The sequence below is a fragment of the Candidimonas humi genome (assembly GCF_019166065.1).
Lineage (GTDB): Bacteria > Pseudomonadota > Gammaproteobacteria > Burkholderiales > Burkholderiaceae_B > Candidimonas > Candidimonas humi.
In genome coordinates, this window is the sequence record NZ_JAHTBN010000003.1 from 449,247 (window position 1) to 471,476 (window position 22,230).

General features: G+C 64.3%; 17 protein-coding genes. 10 read left to right on the forward strand and 7 right to left on the reverse strand.

Annotated elements, in window-relative coordinates:
* Nucleotides 1-346 precede the first annotated feature (346 nt).
* The 7 genes from KVP10_RS21585 to KVP10_RS09145 all read left to right on the forward strand — a co-directional run bounded on the left by KVP10_RS21585 (nt 347) and on the right by KVP10_RS09145 (nt 9,980).
* Nucleotides 347-820 carry an ESPR domain-containing protein gene (locus KVP10_RS21585; protein WP_217964237.1) on the forward strand — a complete coding sequence of 158 codons (474 nt, stop codon included), beginning with the start codon at nt 347-349 and terminating at the stop codon, nt 818-820.
* On the forward strand, nt 762-4,904 hold the full coding sequence (locus KVP10_RS09120) for an autotransporter domain-containing protein (protein WP_217964238.1): 4,143 nt from the start codon (nt 762-764) through the stop codon (nt 4,902-4,904). Before KVP10_RS21585 ends, KVP10_RS09120 begins: the two co-directional genes overlap by 59 nt.
* Before the next feature lie 417 nt (nt 4,905-5,321).
* Nucleotides 5,322-6,581: an ABC transporter substrate-binding protein gene (locus tag KVP10_RS09125; protein ID WP_217964239.1), complete on the forward strand. Its 1,260-nt coding sequence runs from the start codon at nt 5,322-5,324 to the stop codon at nt 6,579-6,581.
* Nucleotides 6,582-6,701: 120 nt separating this feature from the next.
* Entirely contained in the window at nt 6,702-7,577 is an 876-nt protein-coding gene (locus KVP10_RS09130; protein ID WP_217964240.1) for a branched-chain amino acid ABC transporter permease, read from the forward strand.
* Entirely contained in the window at nt 7,570-8,490 is a 921-nt protein-coding gene (locus KVP10_RS09135) for a branched-chain amino acid ABC transporter permease (RefSeq protein ID WP_217964241.1), read from the forward strand. The genes KVP10_RS09130 and KVP10_RS09135 overlap by 8 nt, the downstream gene beginning before the upstream one ends.
* Nucleotides 8,480-9,274 carry an ABC transporter ATP-binding protein gene (locus KVP10_RS09140; RefSeq protein ID WP_217964242.1) on the forward strand — a complete coding sequence of 265 codons (795 nt, stop codon included), beginning with the start codon at nt 8,480-8,482 and terminating at the stop codon, nt 9,272-9,274. The genes KVP10_RS09135 and KVP10_RS09140 overlap by 11 nt, the downstream gene beginning before the upstream one ends.
* On the forward strand, nt 9,264-9,980 hold the full coding sequence (locus KVP10_RS09145; RefSeq protein WP_217964243.1) for an ABC transporter ATP-binding protein: 717 nt from the start codon (nt 9,264-9,266) through the stop codon (nt 9,978-9,980). Before KVP10_RS09140 ends, KVP10_RS09145 begins: the two co-directional genes overlap by 11 nt.
* Nucleotides 9,981-10,079: 99 nt before the next feature.
* Here KVP10_RS09145 and KVP10_RS09150 read toward each other — a convergent pair whose 3' ends face one another.
* From KVP10_RS09150 to KVP10_RS09170, 5 genes are all read right to left on the reverse strand, one after another.
* Nucleotides 10,080-10,487: a DUF427 domain-containing protein gene (locus tag KVP10_RS09150; RefSeq protein WP_217964244.1), complete on the reverse strand. Its 408-nt coding sequence runs from the start codon at nt 10,485-10,487 to the stop codon at nt 10,080-10,082.
* A 192-nt stretch (nt 10,488-10,679) separates the two neighbouring features.
* A complete protein-coding gene (locus tag KVP10_RS09155) occupies nt 10,680-11,804 on the reverse strand; it encodes an NAD(P)/FAD-dependent oxidoreductase (protein WP_217964245.1) in 1,125 nt (374 codons plus the stop codon).
* Between the two features lie 39 nt (nt 11,805-11,843).
* The gene (locus KVP10_RS09160) at nt 11,844-12,764 is read right to left on the reverse strand and encodes an SMP-30/gluconolactonase/LRE family protein (protein ID WP_217964246.1); all 921 of its coding nucleotides are present in this window, start codon (nt 12,762-12,764) and stop codon (nt 11,844-11,846) included.
* Between the two features lie 69 nt (nt 12,765-12,833).
* Nucleotides 12,834-13,814, reverse strand: a complete 981-nt coding sequence (locus KVP10_RS09165; protein ID WP_246600500.1) for a Bug family tripartite tricarboxylate transporter substrate binding protein — start codon at nt 13,812-13,814, stop codon at nt 12,834-12,836.
* A 133-nt stretch (nt 13,815-13,947) separates the two neighbouring features.
* Nucleotides 13,948-14,925, reverse strand: a complete 978-nt coding sequence (locus KVP10_RS09170; protein WP_217964247.1) for a tripartite tricarboxylate transporter substrate binding protein — start codon at nt 14,923-14,925, stop codon at nt 13,948-13,950.
* 400 nt (nt 14,926-15,325) lie between these two features.
* Between KVP10_RS09170 and KVP10_RS09175 the strand changes: the two genes are divergently transcribed.
* Nucleotides 15,326-17,020: an AMP-binding protein gene (locus KVP10_RS09175; protein WP_217964248.1), complete on the forward strand. Its 1,695-nt coding sequence runs from the start codon at nt 15,326-15,328 to the stop codon at nt 17,018-17,020.
* Nucleotides 17,021-17,365: 345 nt separating this feature from the next.
* On the opposite strand, the gene KVP10_RS21510 is transcribed toward KVP10_RS09175, so the two are convergent.
* A complete protein-coding gene (locus KVP10_RS21510; protein ID WP_217964249.1) occupies nt 17,366-17,869 on the reverse strand; it encodes a Smr/MutS family protein in 504 nt (167 codons plus the stop codon).
* A gap of 337 nt (nt 17,870-18,206) precedes the next feature.
* Nucleotides 18,207-19,166 carry a thioredoxin-disulfide reductase gene (gene trxB / locus KVP10_RS09185; RefSeq protein WP_217964250.1) on the reverse strand — a complete coding sequence of 320 codons (960 nt, stop codon included), beginning with the start codon at nt 19,164-19,166 and terminating at the stop codon, nt 18,207-18,209.
* Between the two features lie 44 nt (nt 19,167-19,210).
* On the opposite strand from trxB, the gene KVP10_RS09190 reads away from it, so the two are divergent.
* Nucleotides 19,211-21,568 carry a DNA translocase FtsK gene (locus KVP10_RS09190; RefSeq protein ID WP_217964251.1) on the forward strand — a complete coding sequence of 786 codons (2,358 nt, stop codon included), beginning with the start codon at nt 19,211-19,213 and terminating at the stop codon, nt 21,566-21,568.
* Entirely contained in the window at nt 21,558-22,187 is a 630-nt protein-coding gene (lolA, locus tag KVP10_RS09195) for an outer membrane lipoprotein chaperone LolA (RefSeq protein ID WP_217964252.1), read from the forward strand. The genes KVP10_RS09190 and lolA overlap by 11 nt, the downstream gene beginning before the upstream one ends.
* The last annotated feature ends 43 nt before the right edge of the window (nt 22,188-22,230 follow it).

Here is a 22,230-nt window from a genome sequence, read left to right on the forward strand (position 1 = left end):
GCCAATCGACTTGCAGGCTGCCCGGTGGTTGCGCTTTGCGGATAAGTGCCTGCAGATTCCCGTGATGCCTGCAAATCGTCCATGTTCCTGATGTTCATAGGTATTTTTTCCTGGAACCTTGCCGGATACGGTGCGCAAATCTTCTAATTATGTTGCATTCATGTCCATTTTTTTTATCAGAAAGTGACATTTGCATCATCAAATGACCGCATAATATTGCCTTTCCACGGATATCCAACTGCCTGGGCTCGCGGCTCTTATTTGTGCGAAATATAGAAAAGTAAGAAAAGGCGGATTTTCCTGTGAAAAAACAAACGCACGAATACACGGCCTGAGGAGGGCAGTGATGAATCGCAGTTATCGGGTGGTGTGGAATGCAGCCAAAGAAAAATTCCAGATCGCGTCGGAACTTGCCAGGCAGCGCACGGGCGGAGCCTGTGCGCGCAGCGCGGCCTGCCTGGTGTTGGCCGCGGGCGGCCTGCTCGGCATGGCCGGGCAGGCCTGGGCAGACGGCGGCGCGGGCGGGATAGGTGGCGGCAACGCTGTCCCCGCATCCGGTGGCAGTGGCTATGAGGGGGCGGCGGGCGGTCCAGGCATGCCTGGCTTGCTTGTGGGCGGAGGCGGCGGGGGCGGTGGCGCCGCCGGTGGCGGCCTCATCAACGGCGGTGCCGGCGGCAGCGGCGGTATCGGGACAGTTCTGAGTGGCGGAGGGGGAGGGCCCGGCGGTACTTCCGGCACTCCCAATGGTGAAGATGGCGTCGATGGCGCCAGTACGCTGGGAAGTGCCGGCGGGGTACAGCGGTGCCGTGTTCGACAGTAACCCCTCGTTGTCAGTGGATCTGACAGGCGGCACGGGCGGCAAGGGTGGTGACGGCGGCCTCTCTATAGTCAGTCCCGTCTCGTACGGTGGCGGCGGTGGTGGCGGCGGAGCGGGCGGTTATGGGGTCATAGTCACTGCTACTGGCGCGAATTTCAGCAACAGCTATGCGCTTACTGGGGGCAGAGGCGGCGATGGCGGCGCGGGGGGCGTCGCCATACTTCCCGGCGCTGGCGGCAATGGCGGCACAGGGGGCGATGGCCTGTATATCGTCAATGGCGGAGCCACGATCGGCAATACCGGGTCGGGCGCCATCACCGGCGGAGCTGGCGGCGCCGGTGGATTTTCCGTATTTCTGGGTACTTCGGGCACCGGCGGTGCGGGCATACGCGGAAGCGATCTCCAGATCACCAACGGCGCCACGATCTCGGGCGGCAGTGGCGGCGCTGCTCCGGCAGGCGCCGGAGTGGGGGGCACCGGCGGCGCGGGCATAGTCGGAGACAGTCTCCAGATTACCAACAGCGGCACGATTTCGGGCGGCGTCGGGGGTGCGGCGGCCGGTGGTGTGTCTGTCGCAGGCCTCGGGGGCGCGGGCATCATCGGCACAGGCCTCGTCATCGGCAATACGGGCACGATATCCGGCGGATGGAGCGGCGACGGCACGACGCGGGCGGATGCCATTCATTTCACCGGCGGGGAAAATACGCTGACCTTGAGCGGCGACTGGCACCTGAACGGCAATCTCGAGATCGACTCGGGCAGCCTCACGTTCAACCTGTCCGACTCGCAAACCGTCGACAATTTCATTACCGGCGGCGGCTCCGTGATCCAGGGCGGCGACGGAGTCTTGACGTTGACGGGCGCCAACACCTATAGCGGCGGCACAACCGTTCAAACCGGCGGGGATCTGATCGTGGGCAATGACCACGCTCTGGGCACCGGCATGGTGACGCTGGATGCCGATTCGTTTTTGAAGTTCGGCGTCGATGGCCTGACCTTGGCGAACGATTTCACGCTGAATTCCCACGGAAGCTTTGAGACGAACGCAAACCAGACCGGCACCATTTCGGGTGTCATTGGCGGCGGAACCTCGGGCGACAGGCTGGAATTCTCGGGCGGTGGCAAGCTGGTGCTCACCAATGCCAATACGTATACCGGAGCTACGCTCATCGACTCGGGCACGCTGGCGCTGTCGGGCGCAGGCAGCATTGCCGATTCCATCGGCGTCGGACTCTGTGACTGCGACAGCACTTTCGACATTTCCGGCACGAACAATGGCGCCACGATCCGGGGCCTCGTCGGCGGGGGCCATGTCGAGTTGGGCAGCAAGACACTGACCATCAGCAATGCGACAGCCCTGGTGGACTACTCTGGCGTCATCGAAGGTGCCGGCGGCCTCGTGATCGGCGGCGGCGCTCAAATCTTGTCCGGAAACAACACTTATCAGGGGGGCACGTCCGTCGCTTCCCTCGCGTTCGTTGCGGTGGGCAGCGACACCGCCTTGGGCACCGGGCAAGTGTCCATGGCTGACAACTCCAGCCTGGTTTTCTTCGGTGAAGACCTGAATCTCGCCAATGACTTCAAATTAAGCGGCAAGGCCGGCTTTTTAGCGATCGTAGGCCAGACCGCCACTCTTTCCGGAATCATAGGCGACGGCGCATCTCCAGGTACGCTCGATTATGCTGGCGGTGGCACGCTGGTGCTCACCAATGTCAATACGTACACCGGCCCGACGGTGATCGGCGCGGACACGCTGGCGCTGTCGGGAGCCGGCAGCATCGCCAGTTCCAGCAGCGTCGAGTTCGACCCTTGCGGTTGCGGCGACGGCATTTTCGACATCTCGGCCACGGACAACGGCGCCACCATCCAGAGCCTGAGCGGCGACAGCGGCAGCACGGTCGTGCTGGGCAGCAAGACGCTGACCCTCAGCAATGCCTCGGGCGATTATGCCGGCACCATAACCGGCGCGGGCGGTTTGGCGATCAGCGGCGGCCAGGAATACTTGACGGGCGCCAATACCTATCAGGGCGGTACGATGATCCGTGGCGGCGCCATATTGAGTGTGAGCAGCGATGCGAACCTGGGCGATCCCGTGGGCGGGCTGACGTTCGACGACGGCACGCTCGACGCATACGGCGGCTTCAGTTCGGCGCGCGCGGTGTCCCTGGCCGGCAATGGGGCGTTCTATGTGGACGGCGGCAACACGCTGACCCTGTCGGGTCAGGTATCGGGCCCGGGCGGCCTGACGGTCACGGGCGACGGCAGCGGCAAGGTGGTGCTGAGCCACGCCAATACCTACAGCGGCCCGACGCAGATCGAGGCGGGCACGTTGGCCTTGTCGGGCGTGGGCAGCATCGCCGCGTCCAGCGGGGTTGATATTTGCGATTGCGGCGTGTTCGACATTTCGGCAAGCAGCGGCGGCGCCACGATCCAGAGCCTGAGCGGCGAGGGCGGGGTCAAGCTGGGTGGCCAGACCCTTACCCTGAGCAATGCCTCAGGCGTTTATGCAGGCGTCATTTCCGGCACGGGCGGGCTGGCGCTGGACGGCGGCCAGGAAACCCTGAATGGCAGCAATACCTACACGGGGGGTACTGCGGTGAACGGCGGCATGTTGTCGGTCGGCGATGCAGACCACCCGTCGGCGAGCATCCAGGGCAATGTACAAGTCAACGCCGGCGGCACGCTGCGCGGCCACGGCAGCATCGCTGGCGATGTGAATAGCACCGGCACGGTGTGGCCGGGCGGCTCGATCGGCACGCTGACGATAGGCGGCAACTACACGCAGTCGCCCGGCGGCACGCTGCAGTTGGAGATCAGCCCGACAGAGGCCTCGCAATTGAAAGTAGGAGGTACGGCGACCCTGGCCGGGAACTTGAGCCTTCTGTATGGGCCGGGCACGTACTCGGCGAAGAGCTATACGCTGGTGAGTGCCAGGGTGGTGAACGGCACCTTTGCCAAGGTAACGGCCAACACGCCCAAGGACGTGAATCAGTCGGTGGTTTATGCCGCTGATGCGGTGAGCCTGGGCTTGGTACCCAGCATAGTGGCGCCGACGCAGGCGACGATTTTCGGGGCGATGGGCTCTTCGGCGCTGCGCGCGGGGCAGGGCGCCAATGAGGTATTGCTGGATCGGCTGGCCGGGCCTTGCGGCGTGGTTGCGAGCGGCGCTGCGTCGCGAGGCGCGGCTGGCGCTTTGTCCACTGCTGGCAGCCAAGTTGCCGGCGCGTCAGGCACCGCCGCACAGTCCCTGTCCTGCCCACGCCAAGGCAACGGCCTGTGGATCCAGGCCCAAGGCACGGACACCCGCATCGACGGCAACCACGGCGCGCCCGACTCGCGCGACCGCCGCTATGGCTTCCTGACCGGCGTGGATCACCAATGGAAGGGCTGGACGGTCGGCGTAGCCGGCGGCTACAGCCACGCCGACGTGACCGAATCGGGCAATGGTTCCAAGGGTACCTTGGACACCCTGCGTATCGCCGGCTACGGCGCAAAGAACCTGGGCGCCTACACCTTGGCCGGCACCCTGGGCTACGCCTACGACTTCTCCTCGACCACGCGTTCGTTCGGGGCGCTGGGCAGTGCGAAGGGCGACGGCCATGGCCAGGAGTTCACCGCTGGCCTGCAGGCCAGCCGTCCCTGGTCGCTGGGCCCGGTGGTGCTCACCCCCAGGCTCGGCGTGCGCTACGCCTATCTCGACGGCCTGGGCACGGATGAAACCGGCTCGACGGCGCAGAACCTGGGTGTGGCCAATCAACACCTGCAAAGCCTGCAGCCCTACGTGGGCGTGACGCTGGACTATCCCTTTACTTTGCGCAACAGCGACAGGCCGGCCTCGGTGCAACTGCGGGCGGGCTATGCCTACGAAACGCAGAGCACGGGCCGCAACGTGTCGGTGACGGCGGCCGACGGCACGGGGTTCGTGATCGCGGGTACGCGCGACACGCGCGGCCTGGTGACGGCGGGGCTGGGGGCGACGCTGCCGGTGGGCAAGTCGACCAGCGCTTATGTGCGCTACGACAGTGTGCTGCACACGGGCAATGTCAATGCCCAGTCGCTGCAGGCGGGGGTGGACTACCGGTTCTAATGCCGGGCCGCGGCCGGCTGCCACCGGCCACGGCAACAATGCCTCGAATGGGACAGGGCCGTCCCGGCCTGGCAGCCGGGGCGGCCCTGTCTCGTCTTGGCTCGATGCTCGTAGTGCTTGGGGCTATGTCTCGATGCCCATAGTGCTTCCGGCCATACCGTGCCCGGCCGGATCACGGCCTGGCGCCCTGAGACATCATGGAATACCCCGATGTTCCGTCCCCGTATGATTCAGAGCGACGTAAGTGTTCGGGTATAACATGCCCTTAAGCACCATTCTTGTGTCCACATGACGGATACAGGTTCGTGCAGGGACGCGGCACGCGCGGCCCTGCACCGATGGCGACTCCACAAAGATTGCCACAGGCGATGCGCCGCTTGCACAACGGTCTTCGCCGCATATAAAAGGAGACTACTCATGTTGCGTAAAGCAATATCATCCGTGCTGGCGGCCTCTGCGCTGGCCTTGTCTGCCGGGGCCGTCGCGGCTTCCGCTCCCTCCGAAATCAAGCTGGGCACCCTGTATGCGTCGTCGGGCCCATTCGCGGCCATCTCCATGCCCGTCTACCTGGGCCTGAAGCTCTGGGTCTCGGAAGAAAACGCCAAGGGCGGCGTGATGGTCAAGCCCTACAACAAGCGCATACCCATCAAGCTGGTGTCCTATGACGACCAGAGCAATACCGCCACCGCCACCACGCTCTACAACCAGCTCATCACGCAGGACAAGGTAGACCTGCTGGTGTCCGACAGCGGTTCGGTGCTGACCTCGATCGCCGTGCCCATCGCGCGCGAACACAAAATGATGCTGTTCGACCAGACCGGCACGGGCGGCACTTTCTTCACCCCGGACAACCCCTACATCGCGCTGATGTCCGACCCAGTGTCCACCATCTGGCCCAAGTACATCGCCGATTTCCTGACCCAGGAAGGGCCCAAGCTGGGCATCAAGAAGATTGCGCTGCTGTATGCCACCAATGATTTCACCGGCACGCAGGCCAATGCCTTCCGCGGCTTCGTGCAGAAATCCGGCGCGCCCGTGAAGATCGTCTACGACAAGGGGGTGCCCACCAACACCTCGAACTACACGGTGCTCATCAACAACATCCGCGTCTCGCAGCCCGACGCCGTGGTGGAAATGGGCTATCCGGGCAACGACATTGCCTTCCTGCGCAACCTGCGCGATTCGGGTACGCACTTCAAGTGGCTCTTCGCCATTTATCCGGGCCTGGAAACCGAACACATGGTCGCCACGGTGGGCAATGACGGCCTGCGCTACGTCTACACCTACGCGCCGTCCTCGGTAGTGCAATACCATGCCGAGTCGGGCATGTCGCTGCCGGATTTCAAGGCGGCCTGGACCAAGGCGTATCCCGACAACAAGGTCGCCTTCGGCTTCAATGCCGTGGCGGGCTACACCACCGGCCTGGTGATCCAGAATGCCTTGGCCGTCACCGAAAGCATGGACCAACTGGCGCTGCGCAAGGCCGTGTTCAGCCTCTCGGGCAAGCTCAAGACCATAGACGGCACCTTCGAGCTGGACAAGAACGGTGCGCAGATCGGCGAAATCACGCCGCTCGGCCAACTGGTGCCCGACGGCAAGAAGGGCCTGAAGTTCGCCATTGTCTATCCTCATGATGTGGCCACGGGCAAGGCGGTGTATCCCGCGCCGTCCAACTAAGCCCTTGGCCCGCGGGCGTATCGGGTGCGTTGCGGCCTTGCGCCGCGCGCCCCGGTGCGTGTACGCTGCCCAGTATCGTGTCACTAGTCACTAGATAGTAGATAGCGAACCTATAGCGACATGCTTGCATATTCGATCCTGGCCGGCCTGCTTTTCGGTTTGTACTTCAGCCTCGTCGGGCTGGGGCTGAATCTCATTTTCGGGGTGATGCGCATCGTCAACCTGGCGCATGGCGACTTCGTCATGCTGGGGGCGTTCTCGGCCGTGGGCCTGTACGCCGCCACCATGTTGAACCCGATACTCGCCGCGGTGTTCTGCCTGGTGGTGTTCGCCGCCATCGGCTTTCCCTTGTATTACGCGCTGGTGCCGCGCTTGCTGCGCTCGCCCGACCCGGAAATGCTGTCTATCATCCTGTTCTTCGGCTTGTCGCAGGTGATCGAGTCGCTGGCTACGATTGCCTTCGGGCCGAGCGAACGTTCCATCCCCGGCGGGGCCTTGGGCCATCATCCGGTTTCCATTCTGGGCGAGACCTTTCCCGCCGCCTGGGTGGTCAGCGCCCTGTGCAGCGCGGCGGCGGTGGTGCTGCTGTTCCTGTACCTGTACCGCACGCGCGTCGGACGGCTGACCCGTGCCGTGATGGTGCATCGCGACGAAGCCCTGGCCACAGGCATAGACGTCGGCCGCGTTTCGGCGCTGGCCTTCGGCATAGGGCTGGGCCTGGCCGCGGTGGCCGGCTGTTTTGCGCCCTTCATGCTGGGCAGCGTCACGCCAGCCAGCGGCGTGCACCTGACCATACAGTCCTTCACGGTGATCATCGTCGGCTCGCTCGGCAGCCCGCTGGGCACTGTGCTGGGCGGCCTGATCTACGGAGTCTCGCTGATGCTCATGCAGACCTACTTCAGCTCCTGGGCCGGCCTGCTGCCGTATCTGATGCTGATCGCCATACTGCTCGTGCGCCCCAGCGGCCTGTTGGGCCGGAAGGTGCGCCATGCCTAAAGCGCTGCGACATTCCCTGTTGGTGCTGGTGCCGCTGATCGTGGTGGCGGCGCTGCTGCCGCAGGTGTATTCCAACCAGTTGTTGCTGTTCAATTTCCTGGTGTTCCTGACCCTGGCGCAGGGCGTCAACATCATCTATGGCTTTACCGGCTATCTGCCGTTCGGCTATGTCGGCTTCTTCGGCGCGGGAGCCTATGGTTTCGCGCTGGCCGTCATGCATTTGCACGCCGGCCCGCTGGCCGCCATGGCGGCCGGGGCCCTCACCTCGGTGATCTTCGGCCTGGTGTTGACGCCGCTGCTGCGCCTGTCGGGCCCGTACTTCGCCATCGCCAACCTGGCCGCGGCCCTGGCGATCGCCGAGATCGTCTCCAATCCCGAGCTGGAATCCATCACCAAGGGTCCTTACGGCGTGTCGCTCTCGGGTATCTTCAATCCGGCGTTCAGCTACGCCATCGCCGTGCTGGTGATGGTCTTCACCGTGGGCTGCGTACTGTACCTGCGCTATTCGCGTTTCGGGCTGGCCCTGCAGGCCATCAAGGACGATCCCATCAGCGCCGCGTCCTCGGGCATCAACGTGGTGCGGGCGCGCGTCATCGCCTGGCTGCTGTCGGCGCTGACCGCCGGCCTGATCGGCGCCAACTTCGCCTGGTATGTGTCGGTGTTCTACCCCGACAACGTCTTCAGCCCCGACTTCAGCATCTTCGCCATTGTCTTCGCGCTGTTCGGCGGCGTGGCCACCGTGACAGGCCCGATATTCGGCGTCATCGTGCTGTACGGGCTCTACAATTTCATCGGGATTTCGACGCCGCAGTACTTTCAGCTCATCTACGGCCTGCTGATCATGGCCCTGGTGCTGTTCCTGCCCAACGGGCTGGCTTCGCTGCTGCGGCGCTGGGGGATACATGTCATCTGAAGCCGCCGTCGCCACAGGCGCGCCCGCTGCGGGCGCCGCAACCGTGCCGCTGCTGCGGGTACAGGGACTGGCCAAGCATTTCGGCGCCTTCCGCGCGCTCGACGGCGTCAGCTTCGACGTCATGCCGGGTGAGGTATTGGGCCTGGTCGGCCCGAACGGCTCGGGCAAGACCACCTGCATCAACGTCATCACCGGGCTGTATCGGCCCGACGGCGGCAGCATCCTGTACCAGGGGCGTCCAGTCGGCGGCATGGCGGCGCATCGCCTGGTGCACCAAGGCATCAACCGCAGCTTCCAGATACCCAAGCCCTTCAAGTCGCTGACGGTGCGCCAGAACGTAGAAGTGGCGCGCACCTACGGCCAGCATGCAGCGCGCGCTGGGGAAGCCGAAGGCGGGGTGGCCGGCGACATCGGCGAACTGCTGCGCTTTCTCGGCCTGGAACAGCACGCCGACCGCATGGCGGGCGAACTTACCAGCGCCCAGCAGAAGATGCTGGATCTGGCACGAGCCCTGGCCACGCGGCCCAAGCTGCTGTGCGTCGACGAACTGGGCGCGGGCCTGAATCCCGCCGAGCTCGATCTGGTAGCCGGGCGCCTGCGCGAACTGGCGCGTTCCGGTATTGCGCTGCTCGTGGTCGAGCACTTGATGGATTTCGTCGACGAGGTTACCGACCGCCTGATCGTGCTCAGCGCCGGCAAGAACCTGTTCGCCGGCACCTTGGCGCAGGCGGTACAAGATCCGCGCGTCGTCGAGGTTTTCCTGGGAGCGCCGGATGAGCACTGATTTGCTGCGAGTGTCCGGACTGGACGCCGGCTACGGCAAGGTCCAGGCGCTGTGGGGCGCAGGCCTGACGGTACGCCCGCGCGAAACCGTGGTGCTGCTGGGCCCCAATGGCGCCGGCAAGACCACCTTGATCAAGACCATCATGGGCCTGCTGCCGAGCTGGGGCGGCACCATAGGCTTCGAAGACCACGACCTGTCGCACGAGCGCACCGACAAGCGCGTGCGCCGCGGTATCGCCTACATGTCGGAAACCGCCTGCTTTCCCGATCTGAGCGTCGACGACAACCTGCACATCGGCGGACAGTTCCTGCCGCCGGCCGAACTCAAGCGGCACATTGCCGACCTGTATCGGCGTTTCCCCATCCTGGAAGAAAAGCGCCGCGCGCTGGGCGGCAGCCTGTCGGGCGGCCAGCGCAAGATCCTCGGCGTGGCCAAGGCCCTGGCCGGCCAGCCCAAGCTGCTGGTCATGGACGAGCCTTCCGCGGGCCTGTCGCCGGTGTTCGTCAAGGAAGTCATCCAGGTGCTGCGCCAGTTCCGCGACCTGGGCTTGGCCCTGCTCATCGCCGAGCAGAACGTCAAGTTCCTCGACCTCGCCGACCGCGTCTATACGTTGGAAGGCGGGCGCATAGGCTTCGAAGGCACCGTCCAAGAAATGCACGCCGACGCAGCGCTGGAACGCGCGTATTTCGGGCTCAAGAAGGCTTGAGTATCGCGCGTTCGGAAACTGGCATAGTGCTTGAACACGCCCGTGGCGGCTTCTTCGCCATGCATGGCGGGTTGCCCGTGGCGGTTTGGCTCACTGTTGTCAGGCTTGGTCTTGCACCGGTTCTTCGACAATGTCGACCCGATCGGGGTAGAAGGCAAGGTAATCCTTGATCTGTGCGACCGCGGGGTACGGGTTTTCGTAAGTCCAGACCGCATTCACCAAACGCTCGCCGCCTTCGGGAATGGACAGGTATGCGCAATCGCCTTTGTACGGGCAATAAGTGGCGTGGTCGCTGCGCGTGAGGCGCACCATATCCGTGTCTTTTCTGGGAATATACAAGACGGCGGGATAGTTGGCTTCGCGCAGCGTCAGCGCCTCGCGGGTATCGGCGATGATCTGGCCGGTCAGCCTGATCAGCACGCGGTGGGGATTGTGTTCGATAGTGATGGGATGCTCGGGACCCGGAATCTTGACGGGCTTGGCGGAGGCTTTGACATCGCTGGACATAAGTACACTCCCTGGATGAGCCCCGCCGGGCCTTGTGCTTGGCATGGCTGTCTGGGGCAATGACGGGCTTGTCGAGTTTCGCGCCTTGATGGAGCGTTGGCAATGACATCATAGTGCCGCTTGGCCGGCCGGCGGAGGTGTTTGCGTCGAGAGCCGCCACTGCCCGTGCTGCCGTACACAGCGCGTCCGCGTTCAGTTACCCTGGTTTGCAGCCAACTGCGCCACATACTGTCCGATGGCCAGCGAAGACGTCAGCCCTGGGGATTCCATGCCGAACAGATTGATCAGGCCGGCCACGCCATGGCGCGACTGGTCCTGGATGACGAAGTCGGTTTCCGTGTTGTGCAATGACGACCCCGGCCCGGCAAGCCTGGGCCGGATTCCTGTATAGCCGGGCTGCAGGTCGCCGTCTTGCAGATTGGGATAATAGCGGCGCACCGCCTCGTAGAAGGCGGGCTCGCGTGCGGGATCGAATTCATAATCCACTGTGTCTCGCCAGCTCAGGTCGGGGCCGAACTTGCACTGCCCGCCCAGGTCCATCGTGACGTGCGCGCGCAGCGATCCTTCGCGGCTCGTAGGATACACGAGGTGCTTGAACGGAGACTTCCGGGCCAGCGAGAAATAATGCCCGATGGCGTAATAGATCGGCGGCACGAGCTTCGCGGGCATGCCGTCGATGCGGGACGCGACTTGTTGCGCCCCCAGGCCGGCGGCGTTGATGACGGTCTTGCACGAGACGGTGAAAGGCTCGGCGCCGCCCACTTCGATCACGATGCCTTGCGGGCCTGCGCGGCCGGCTTCGACCTTGCTTTGCAGCGCCAGGGTAGCGCCATGGTTTTCGGCATCGCCCAGATAGGCGAGCATCAGGCCGTGGCTGTCCACGATGCCGGTGGATGGTGAAAACAGCCCGGCCGTGCAGGCGACTTCCGGTTCCATGTCGGCGACTTCGTCGCGCGATAAAAGGCGCAAGTCGGTGACCCCTTGCGCGGCCGCGAGCTCTACGTACTTGTGCAGCGCCGGGATGCCGGTGTCGTCGGTCGCGACGATCAGCTTGCCGATGCGTTGGTGCTTGATGCCGCGTTCGCGGCAATATTCATACATGGCATTCTTGCCGGCGACGCACAGCCTGCCCTTGAGCGAACCGGGGGCGTATGAAATGCCCGCGTGGATCACTTCGGAATTACGGGCGCTGGTGTGCGTGCCGATGGCGGTTTCCGCTTCCAGGATGATTACTTCGCGGCCCGCCATGGACAGCGCGCGAGCGATGGCCAGGCCGATGGCGCCTGCGCCGATGACTACACAATCGATTTTTTCCATCTTCCTTGCTCTTGTTGCGTTCTGCTTTTTTGCCGTGGTTCAGGCGTGGGAAAACAAGGCCAGCCCTTCGGCGGGCAGTTCGGCTTCCAGCAATGTGCCGGTCTGCGATTCCACTATCACCAGTTGCCGGGTACCGGGGCGGAATGCGAGATTGGTGGTCGTGATACCTATGGGCGAGCGCACGTAGTGCGTGATTTCGCCGCGTGGGTTCAGCACGAACGCGCCGCCGAGGCTGGCGTGGCCGACCACCAGCCGGCCTTCCTTGTCGAGAGCCAGGCCGTCGGGGCCGCTGGTGCCGAAGAAGGTCTGGAAGAGCCCGGCCTTGCTGAGGTTGCCGTCGGGCAGCAGGGGGGCGCGCCAGATGGCATTGGCGCGCGTAACCGCAAGATAGAAGACGCTGCCGTCGCCGTTCAGCGCCAGCCCGTTCGGGCTGGGCACATTGCCAATCATGATGTCCAGCCTGCCGCTGGGTTCCAGGCGGTATACACGCCCGCTGGGCTCCTGCAGCCCGGTCTGGCCCTGGTCGGTGAAGTAGCAGCAGCCCTGCGAGTCGAAGGTGAGGTCGTTCACGCCTTTGAACGACTCGCTGGCCCGGTGGCCCAGCACGGACTCTATGGCGCCCGTCGCAGTGTCAAGGCGCAGGATGCCGCGCCTGTAGTCCGCGATCCACAGGCTGCCGTCGCGATGAATCGCCGAGCCGTTGGGCCAGCCGTCGTATTGGGCAGCCAGGGTCCAGTTCAAGCCGGGGTCGATGCGGAAGATCCGCCCGTTGGGTATGTCGGTGACCCATAGATTGCCGTCCCGGTCGAACGAGGGCCCTTCGAGAAAGCTGTCTATCGATTGCCCGGGCTTGTTGGCCCGGGCCCATTCGGTTTGCTGCGGTGTCCGGAATGTGTCCGGCAGCCGGGTCATGACCCGTGCCTCGATGACTTCAGGAGGAGAAAAAGACAGGTTCCACATGGCTGGGTATGAGTTGATGATGAACTATGGGGATATGAATCTATCGACTTGAATCGACCGGCTTGCAAGTCATTGGGGGTGTATCCCGGCTTCTCGAGCCGCCTCGGTCCACACTTTGGTTTCCTTGCGTATCATCGCCGCGAATTCCGCCGGGGCCATGCCGCCGGCGTGGGCGCCTTGCTTGGCCAGCGTCTGCACGATTGCCGGATCGGACAAGCCCTTCTTGATCAAGCCATACATGGCGTCGATGATTTTAGGGGAAGTGCCCTTGGGCGCGGCCATGCCGAACCAGTTCATGACCTTGTAGGCCGGCAGGCCTGCTTCATTGAAGGTCGGCACATCGGGCAGCACGGACACGCGCTGGCCGCCCGTCACCGCCAGGGCGCGAGCCCGGCCGCCCTGTATCTGCGGCACGGCGGTCGGGGTGGCGGTGATGAGGAAATCCACTTGGTTCGATACCAGGCCGCGCATCGCGTCGCCCGCGCCCTTGTAGGGAATGTGGGTGGCGGCAATGTCGGCGTCCTTGTTGAACACCACTGTCTGCAAATGGGTGGAGCTGCCGGCGCCGCCCGAGCCGAAATTCAGCTTGCCTGGGTGCTGCTTTGCGTACTTGACCAGGTCCTGCATGGTCTTGAAGGGGGATTTCTCGGGCACCACCAGCACCACCGGCGTTTCGACCAGGGTGGTAATGGGAACCAAGCCGGTGTCGTGGTTCCAGGGCAATTTGGAATACAGGGCCGGCAGCATGGCATAAGAGGTGTCGTTCGTGAGGAACGTGGCGCCGTCGGGGGCCGCCCGGGCGACTTCCGCCGTGCCTATGGTGCCCGAGCCGCCCGCCTTGTTTTCCACGAAGAACGACTGTCCGGTTTCCTGGGTGAGCTTCTGGGCTATCAGGCGTCCGGCGTAATCGGTAGTGCCTCCGGCCGCGTAGGGCACGATGATGCGCACCGGCCTGGACGGCCAGTCCTGGGCGCAGGCTTGGCCCGCCATGCACAAGGCGGCGCTTGCAAGTACGTAACGCAGGCACTGGGTCAGGGTCTTGCTATTCATGTGTGTCTCCTGTCTTTATGGAATGGGTGGCGGGGCGGATTGCCGCAAGCCGCAGTCTGGCGCGGCCGCCCGCACCAGGCTGCGGCGCCAGGGTGCGAGACGGTGGCCAGCCGCGGGCTTGCGCGATGCCTTTTCATTGCAATGAAATATGCCTTTGCTCGATGAGCGTGGACCATTTCTTCATCTGGCCGTCCAGGAATTTCCCGAACTTGGCCGGGCTGCTGCTGGCGGGCTCTATGCCCATGTCGTGCAGGCGCTTGATCACCGAAGGATCGGACGTTGCGTAATTGGCGGCCTTCGCCAGCTTCTCGACTATGGCCCGAGGCGTGCCGCGAGGCACGAAGAGGCCGTGCCAATCGAGGACTTCGAAGCCCGGGAACCCACTTTCCTGGACGGTGGGCACTTTGGGCAGCACTTTCAGGCGTGTTGCCGATGAAACGGCCAGTGCCCTGACCATGCCGGAACGCACGTAGGGCAGGCCCGATGAGACGTTGGCGAAATAGCAATCGACCTGTCCGCCTATGACATTGGTCAGCGCCGGGGCGCCGCCCTTGAACGGCACGTGCAGCATGCGGGTGCCGGCGCGGTCGTTGAGCAGTTCCGCGGCGAGGTGGGCCGAGCTGCCCACGCCGTAGGAGGCATACGTGATCGTGCCCGGATGGGCTTTTGCCGCGGCGAGCAACTGGCCCAGGGTCTTGGACGGCAGCTTGGGGTTTTCGACCAGGATCATGGCGGCGGTTGCCACCAGCGATACGGGTTCCAGATCGTGCCGGGGATCGAACGGCAGTTTGCGCAGCGACGCGTTCACCCCGAAGGCGAATGTGTCATACAGCACCGTATAGCCGTCGGCCGGCGATCGCACGACGTAGCCTTCGGCGACGGTGCCGCTGGCGCCCGGCTTGTTCTCGACGATCACGCTTTGGCCCAGGCGCTCGGATAGCTTCTGCGCGATGACGCGCGCGGCATTGTCTGCGCCGCCGCCGGCGCTGTAGGGCACGATCAGGCGGATGGGGCGGTCGGGATATGCGCCGGCGGCCTGGGCGGTCGTGGCCCAGCCGCAGGCCGCGGCGACGGCCAGCGCCATGCCGGCCAGGGATAGTGATCGAATCATGCGTGTCTCCTGTGGAATCTGATTGTTTTGATGCTGTGTTTTGTCTCGGCTGCAGCCTTGGCGCGGCGCCTCTTGCGGCGCAGGCGCCACGGCCCGTTCGAGCGAGGCCGTCCTTGTTCGGGACGCTGCACGGCTTACCTCCCGCCGCACTGAATCGCGCCTCGCGCCCACCGGGCAGCCGTTTAATTTGACATATCGAACTTGCGCCGGTCCATTCACTAATTATGATTAACCGATAGATGGCAGTTATGATTTACTTCCGATAGGGCCCTGCGGGCATGGCCCGGACTGGCAGTACGCGGCCATTTTTTTCGTAAGCCTCGTTTAAGAATCGGGGCGCATAATCATTTACAGAGAAAGGAAGCCCGCGGCGTTGCGACCGCGGCCCAAGGAGACTGCAATGACTACGCCCAGCCTTGTCACCGGCGCTACCGAGCCGCCCCTGCGCACTGAAACCATCGGCCAGGCCCTGGAACATGCCGCCCGCACCTGGCCCGACCAAGAAGCCCTGGTTTCCGTGCACCAGGGCGTGCGCCTGACGTACGCCCAACTGAACGAACGCGCCGACCTCATCGGCGCCGGCCTGCTGGCGCTGGGGCTCAAGCGCGGCGATCGCGTGGGCATCTGGTCGCCCAACAAGGCCGAGTGGACCTTGATCCAGTTCGCTACCGCCAAGGCGGGAATGATCCTGGTCAATATCAATCCGGCCTATCGCATCAGCGAACTCGAATACACACTGAACAAGGTACAGATCAGTGCCCTGGTCGCGGCCGAAAGCTTCAAGACCAGCGACTACGTCGCCATCGTCGAGAGCTTGCTGCCCGAAGTGGCGGCGCATAGCGGGCCGCTGCAGGCCGCTGCCGCGCCGCATCTGCGGCACTTGATCAAGATAGGGGGAACGCCGCGCCGGGGTTGGCGCCAGTTCGACGAACTGGAAACGCTTGCGACGCCGCAGCATTCGGCCGAGCTGGCGCGGCTGGGAGCCGACCTTGCCTGCCATGATCCCATCAATATCCAGTTCACCAGCGGCACCACGGGCTTGCCCAAGGGCGCCACGCTGTCGCACCACAATATCCTGAACAACGGCTTCTTCGTCGGCGAATGCGTGGGCCTGAAGCCCGGCGACCGGCTGTGCATACCGGTGCCGCTGTATCACTGTTTCGGCATGGTGATGGGCAACCTGGGCTGCCTGACGCACGGTTCCGCCATGGTCTATCCGTCGGACGCCTTCGACCCGCTGGCGGTGCTGCGCTGCATAGAGGCCGAACGCTGCACCGGCCTGTACGGCGTGCCGACCATGTTCATTGCCGAGCTCACGCACCCCGAGTTCGCCGGCTTCGACTTGTCCAGCCTGCGCACGGGCTGCATGGCCGGCTCGCCGTGCCCCGTGGACATCATGACCCAGGTCATCGAGAAAATGCACATGCGCGACGTGACCATCGCCTACGGCATGACCGAGACCAGCCCCGTCAGCTTCCAGACGGCGGGAGACGACGATCTTCAAAGCCGCGTCTCGACCATAGGCCGGGTGCAGCCGCATTTGCAGTGTAAGGTCGTCGACGCTGCCGGCGATGTGGTGCTGCGCGGCATGCCTGGCGAATTGTGCACCAAGGGTTATTCGGTGATGCTCGGATACTGGGACGACGAGCGCAAGACCGCCGACGCCATCGACGCCGAAGGCTGGATGCATACCGGCGACCTGGTGGTGATCGACGAGCGCGGCTACGGCAACGTGGTCGGCCGCCTGAAAGACATGGTGATCCGCGGCGGCGAAAATATTTATCCGCGCGAGATCGAGGAATTCCTCTACAAGCATCCGGCCGTCAAGGACGTCTCGGTGGTCGGCGTGCCCGACGACAAGTTCGGCGAGGAACTCTGTGCCTGGATAATCCTCAAGCCCGGCCAGGATCCGGACTCGGTCTCGCAGGAATCGGTGCGCGAGTTCTGCGTGGGCCGCATCGCCCACTACAAGGTGCCGCGCTACGTGCGTTTCGTCGAGGAATTTCCCCTCACTGTCACGGGCAAGGTGCAGAAATTCGAGATCCGCAAAAAGATGATGGACGAATTAGGGGTATCGGAACAAAAAACCGCCTGAACCAAGCGTATTCCCTAAGTGTGGCGTGCCCGAACTTAGTGCACAATGCCGTGCATGCAGGTGAGGAGACACACGCCCGCGATGGGCAAGGCCGGTATCCGGCGTATAAAAAATAAAAGCAGTTCCTAATAAAAACAACAAGACAAAAGCCGACGGTTACGCACCGTCGGCTTTTGTCGTTTGTGCCGGCCGGGAATCAAAATGAGCAGGGCGGTAAGGCCGCGGACGGCACTGCAGCACCAGCACCAGCACCAGCGCCGGTACCGAGGCCAGGCCAGGCCAGGCCAGCCCGCGCCGCTTTTATTTTTTATTTGTTTGCTTTCATTTGTTTGATTCCAGGCGCGATCAGGCGTCTGCGCCGGCCCGCAGCAGCACCTGCACCGCGCCACTGCCGCCGTCTTCCTCGCGGCATTCCACGTAGGCCTGCACACAGTCCAGTTGCGCCAGCCAGTGTCGTACCGTGGTCTTCAGCACCGGTTCGCCGCGGCGCGAGCCGTGGCCCTTGCCGTGGATCACACAGACGCAGCGCACCTGGTGCGTCAGGCACGATTGCAGGAATTGGTCCAGGCGCTGGCGCGCCTCGTCCAGGGTGCTGCCATGCAAGTCCAGGGTTGCGCCTATGGCCCATTTGCCGCGCCGCAGGCCCTTGAGCAGGTCGGGGCCGCAGCCGGCGCGCAGGAACGACGAGGCGTCGCGGGCCGCTGCGGCCGGCACGTAATGGTCGGAAACTGCCGCGGGCACTGGTGCGGCCTGGCCGGCCGCGGCCTCGCGGCGCAGGCGCAATTCGCGTGCGCTGGCAGCCGGCACTGGAGGCAGCAGGGCGCGCCGCGTATCGCCAATGGGGATCACGCCCCTGACGGCACGCTGAAACAGTGCGTGATCGCTCGCATCCAGGGGGAAGATTTCCGTGGCGTCGGGTGCGGATGTTGGCGCGGTGCTGGCCGCGCCCGACTCGACGTGCGCTAGGCTGGCCTTTCCCTGTGGGGACCCGCGGCGATTCGAGGCCGAGCGTCCTGAAGCACTGCGACTCGTGGCAGCGGAGCCTCTTGAGCTTTCCTGTGCCTCAGGGGTACCGCCGGCAGCCCCGCGTCGGCTCGCGGCCACGGCCGCCGCATCGGCCCGCGCCTGTTCTTCCTGCGCCAGTATCCGGCGCAAGCCCTCCAGGCCGCCTTGGCTACGGCGAACCCTAGGCTTGCTCATTCTCCAGCCAGCGCTGCGCGTCCAGGGCGGCCATGCAGCCCGTGCCGGCGCTGGTGATGGCCTGGCGGTAGACGTGGTCTTGTACGTCGCCGGCGGCGAACACGCCCGGCACCGAGGTCATGGTGGCCATGCCGTGCAGCCCGCTGCGCGTGACGATATAGCCGTTTTCCATTTTGAGCTGGCCTTCGAAGATGGCTGTGTTCGGCTTGTGGCCGATAGCGATGAACACGCCGTGGACGGCCAGTTCTTCGGTGGCCTTGGTCAGGTTGTCCACCAGGCGTACGCCCGTCACACCCGAATCGTCGCCCAGGACCTCCTGCAGTTCGCGGAACAGCTTGAGGTGCATATTGCCGTTGTTGACCTTGTCCATCAGCTTGTCGATCAGGATGGGCTCGGCGCGGAATTTGTCGCGGCGATGCACCAGGGTGACCGTGCGGCAGATGTTCGACAGGTACAGGGCTTCTTCGACCGCGGTATTGCCGCCGCCCACCACGACTACGTCCTGGTTTTTGTAGAAAAAGCCGTCGCAGGTGGCGCAGCCGGATACGCCGCGGCCCATGAACGCCTGCTCGGTGGGCAGGCCCAGGTACTGGGCCGAGGCGCCCGTGGCGATGATGAGCGCGTCGCAGGTATACACCGCACCCGTGTCGCCGGTCAGGGTAAAGGGGCGCTTGGACAAATCCACACTGGCAATATGGTCGAACACGAATTCCGTGTTGAAGCGCTCGGCGTGGGCCTGGAAGCGCTGCATCAGATCGGGACCCTGCACGCCCTCGACGTCGGCCGGCCAATTGTCGACCTCGGTGGTGGTCATGAGCTGGCCGCCTTGTTCCAGGCCGGTGACCAGCACCGGCGCCAGGTTGGCGCGCGCCGCGTACACCGCCGCGCTGTAGCCGGCGGGGCCCGAACCCAGGATCAGGAGCTTGGCGTGTTTGGGGGTGGTCATGAACGCAAATCCGAAAAACGTAAACAGGCAATTATAATGAGTCCATGGCTAGATTACCCGCAACGTCGTCCCGTTCTTCGCGCAACGTGCGCAATGGCCCTTCACCCCTGCAAACACGGGTTTCCGGGCTCTTCCGAGAGGCTCGCTGGATCCTGTTCGCCGCCTTGGCCGCCTGGCTCGCCCTGGTGTTGGCCACCTGGCACTCGACCGATCCGGCCTGGTCGCATTCCGTGCATAGCGGCGTCACGCAGAACCGTGGCGGGCATTTTGGCGCCTATGTGTCCGATTTGCTGCTTTTCCTGTTCGGCTATTCCGCGTGGCTGTGGGTGCTGCTGCTGGCCCAGCGCGTGGTGGCCGGCTTTTTCAGGCTTACCAGCACCTTGCTGCCCAAGAACAAGCCCGAGCCTTTGCCGCGGGTGCACTGGGAAGTCGGCGTCGGTTTCGTGCTGCTGTTCATAGGCGCCATGGGCATCGAGGCGCTGCAAATGCGCCAGTTGGGCGCGCATCTGCCGGCCGGCGCCGGCGGCCAGCTCGGCAAGCTGCTGGCGCACGCCCTGGCCACGGCCGTGGGTTCCACAGGCTGCACCTTGCTGCTGCTGGTGCTGGTGGCCGTGGGCGCCAGCCTGTTTTTCGGCTTTTCGTGGCTGCGCCTGGCCGAACGTGTCGGCATCGTCGCCGAAAAGGCCGTGCGCGGCCTGTTCGCCCTGAAGGCGGCGCGCGAAGACCGCAAGGTGGGCGTCACCAAGACGGCGGAACGCAACGAAACCGTCGAGGCCCGCCACGAAGAACTGGTGCACGAGCAGCCTGTGCGCATCGAGCCGGCCATCGTCAATATCCCGAAATCGGTGCGGGTCGAGAAAGAAAAGCAGAAAACCCTGTTCACCGCACCGGCCGAGCCCGGCGCCGCGGGCGACCTGCCGCCCATCAGCCTGCTCGATCCGCCCGTCGAAAACCCCGAGACCGTCACTCCCGAAACCATAGAATTCACTTCGCGCCTCATCGAGAAGAAGCTGTCCGATTTCGGTGTCAAGGTGGTGGTGGTTGCGGCCCAGGCCGGCCCGGTAATTACGCGCTATGAAATCGAGCCTGCCACCGGCGTGAAGGGCAGCCAGATCGTCAACCTGGCCAAAGACCTGGCGCGCGCACTGAGCCTGGTCAGCATCCGCGTGGTCGAGACCATCCCGGGCAAGAACCTGATGGGGCTCGAACTGCCCAACCCGCGCCGCCAGATGGTGCGACTGTCGGAAATCATCGGCTCGCAGACCTACCACAGCAATGCCTCGCTGCTTACCATGGCGCTGGGCAAGGACATCGCCGGCAACCCGGTGGTGGCCGACCTGGCCAAGATGCCGCACTTGTTGGTGGCCGGCACTACCGGCTCGGGCAAGTCGGTGGGCATCAATGCCATGATCCTGTCGCTGCTGTACAAGGCCGACGCCACGCAGGTCCGGCTCATACTCATAGACCCCAAGATGCTCGAAATGAGCGTCTACGAGGGCATTCCGCATTTGCTGGCGCCCGTGGTCACCGACATGCGCCACGCCGCCAATGCGCTGAACTGGTGCGTGGCCGAAATGGAAAAACGCTACAAGCTCATGAGCAAGATGGGCGTGCGCAACCTGGCCGGCTACAACACCAAGATCCGCGATGCCATCAAGCGCGAAGAACCCATTCCCAACCCCTTCTCGCTGACGCCCGACGCGCCCGAGCCGCTGGCGACGCTGCCCATGATCGTGGTGGTCATCGACGAGCTGGCCGACCTGATGATGGTGGTCGGCAAGAAGATCGAAGAGCTCATCGCCCGCCTGGCGCAAAAGGCGCGGGCCGCCGGCATCCACCTGATCCTGGCCACGCAGCGCCCCAGTGTGGACGTGATCACCGGCCTGATCAAGGCCAACATTCCCACGCGCATAGCCTTCCAGGTGTCGTCCAAGATTGATTCGCGCACCATTCTCGACCAGATGGGCGCCGAGACCCTGCTGGGCCAGGGCGACATGCTGTACATGCCGCCGGGCACGGGCCTGCCCACCCGGGTGCACGGCGCCTTCGTCAGCGACGACGAAGTGCACCGCGTGGTCGAATCCATCAAAGAGCAGGGCGAGCCCAACTATGTCGAAGGGCTGCTCGAAGGCGCGCTGGAAGGCGAGACCGGCGATGGCGTGGGCTCGGTCACCGGCTTTGCCGACGCGGAATCCGACCCCCTGTACGACCAGGCGGTCAGCGTGGTGCTGAAGAACCGGCGTGCTTCCATTTCGTCAGTGCAGCGCCATTTGCGCATCGGCTATAACCGCGCCGCGCGCCTGCTCGAGCAAATGGAGCAGGCCGGCCTGGTCTCGGCCATGCAGTCCAACGGCAACCGCGAGATCCTCGCCCCGGCCGGAGAAGGTTCCAATGCTGAATAAATCTCATCGCCGCCTGCTGGCCGCGGCCTTGCTGGCGCTGGCGCCCGTGGCGGCCTGGTCGGCCGACGCCGCGACCCAGTTGCGCCAGTTCGTGGCCAAGGTGTCCTCGGCTTCGGGTGAATTCACCCAGCAAACCCGCGCGCGCGACGGCCAGAGCAAGCCGCCGCAGTCGGGCCGCTTCTCGTTCCAGCGCCCGGGGCACTTCCGTTGGCAGGTCGAAAAGCCCTACGCCCAGCTCATCGTTTCCGACGGCAGCACGGTGTATCAGTACGACCCCGATCTCAGCCAAGTCACCGAGCGCAGCGTCGGCAAGGCGGTAGGGGCCTCGCCCGCGGCGATTCTGTTCGGCTCGGGTTCGCTCGACCAGGCCTTCGAGGTCAGTGCGCTGCCCGACAAGGACGGCCTGCAATGGATGCATGCCAAGCCGCGCCAGGCCGATGCGGGCTTTGCCTATGTCGATATCGGCTTCAAGAATGATTTGCCGGCGCGCCTGGAACTCGTCGATTCTTTCGGCCAGACCACGCGCATCGATCTTTCCCATATCGTTTCCAATCCCAAGCTGCCGGCCGACGCTTTCAAGTTCGTGCCGCCCAAGGGCGCCGACGTCGTCAAGATGTAGGCCGGCTGCCGCGCCGCGCCGCTCAGGCTGCCCGCGGCGCCGC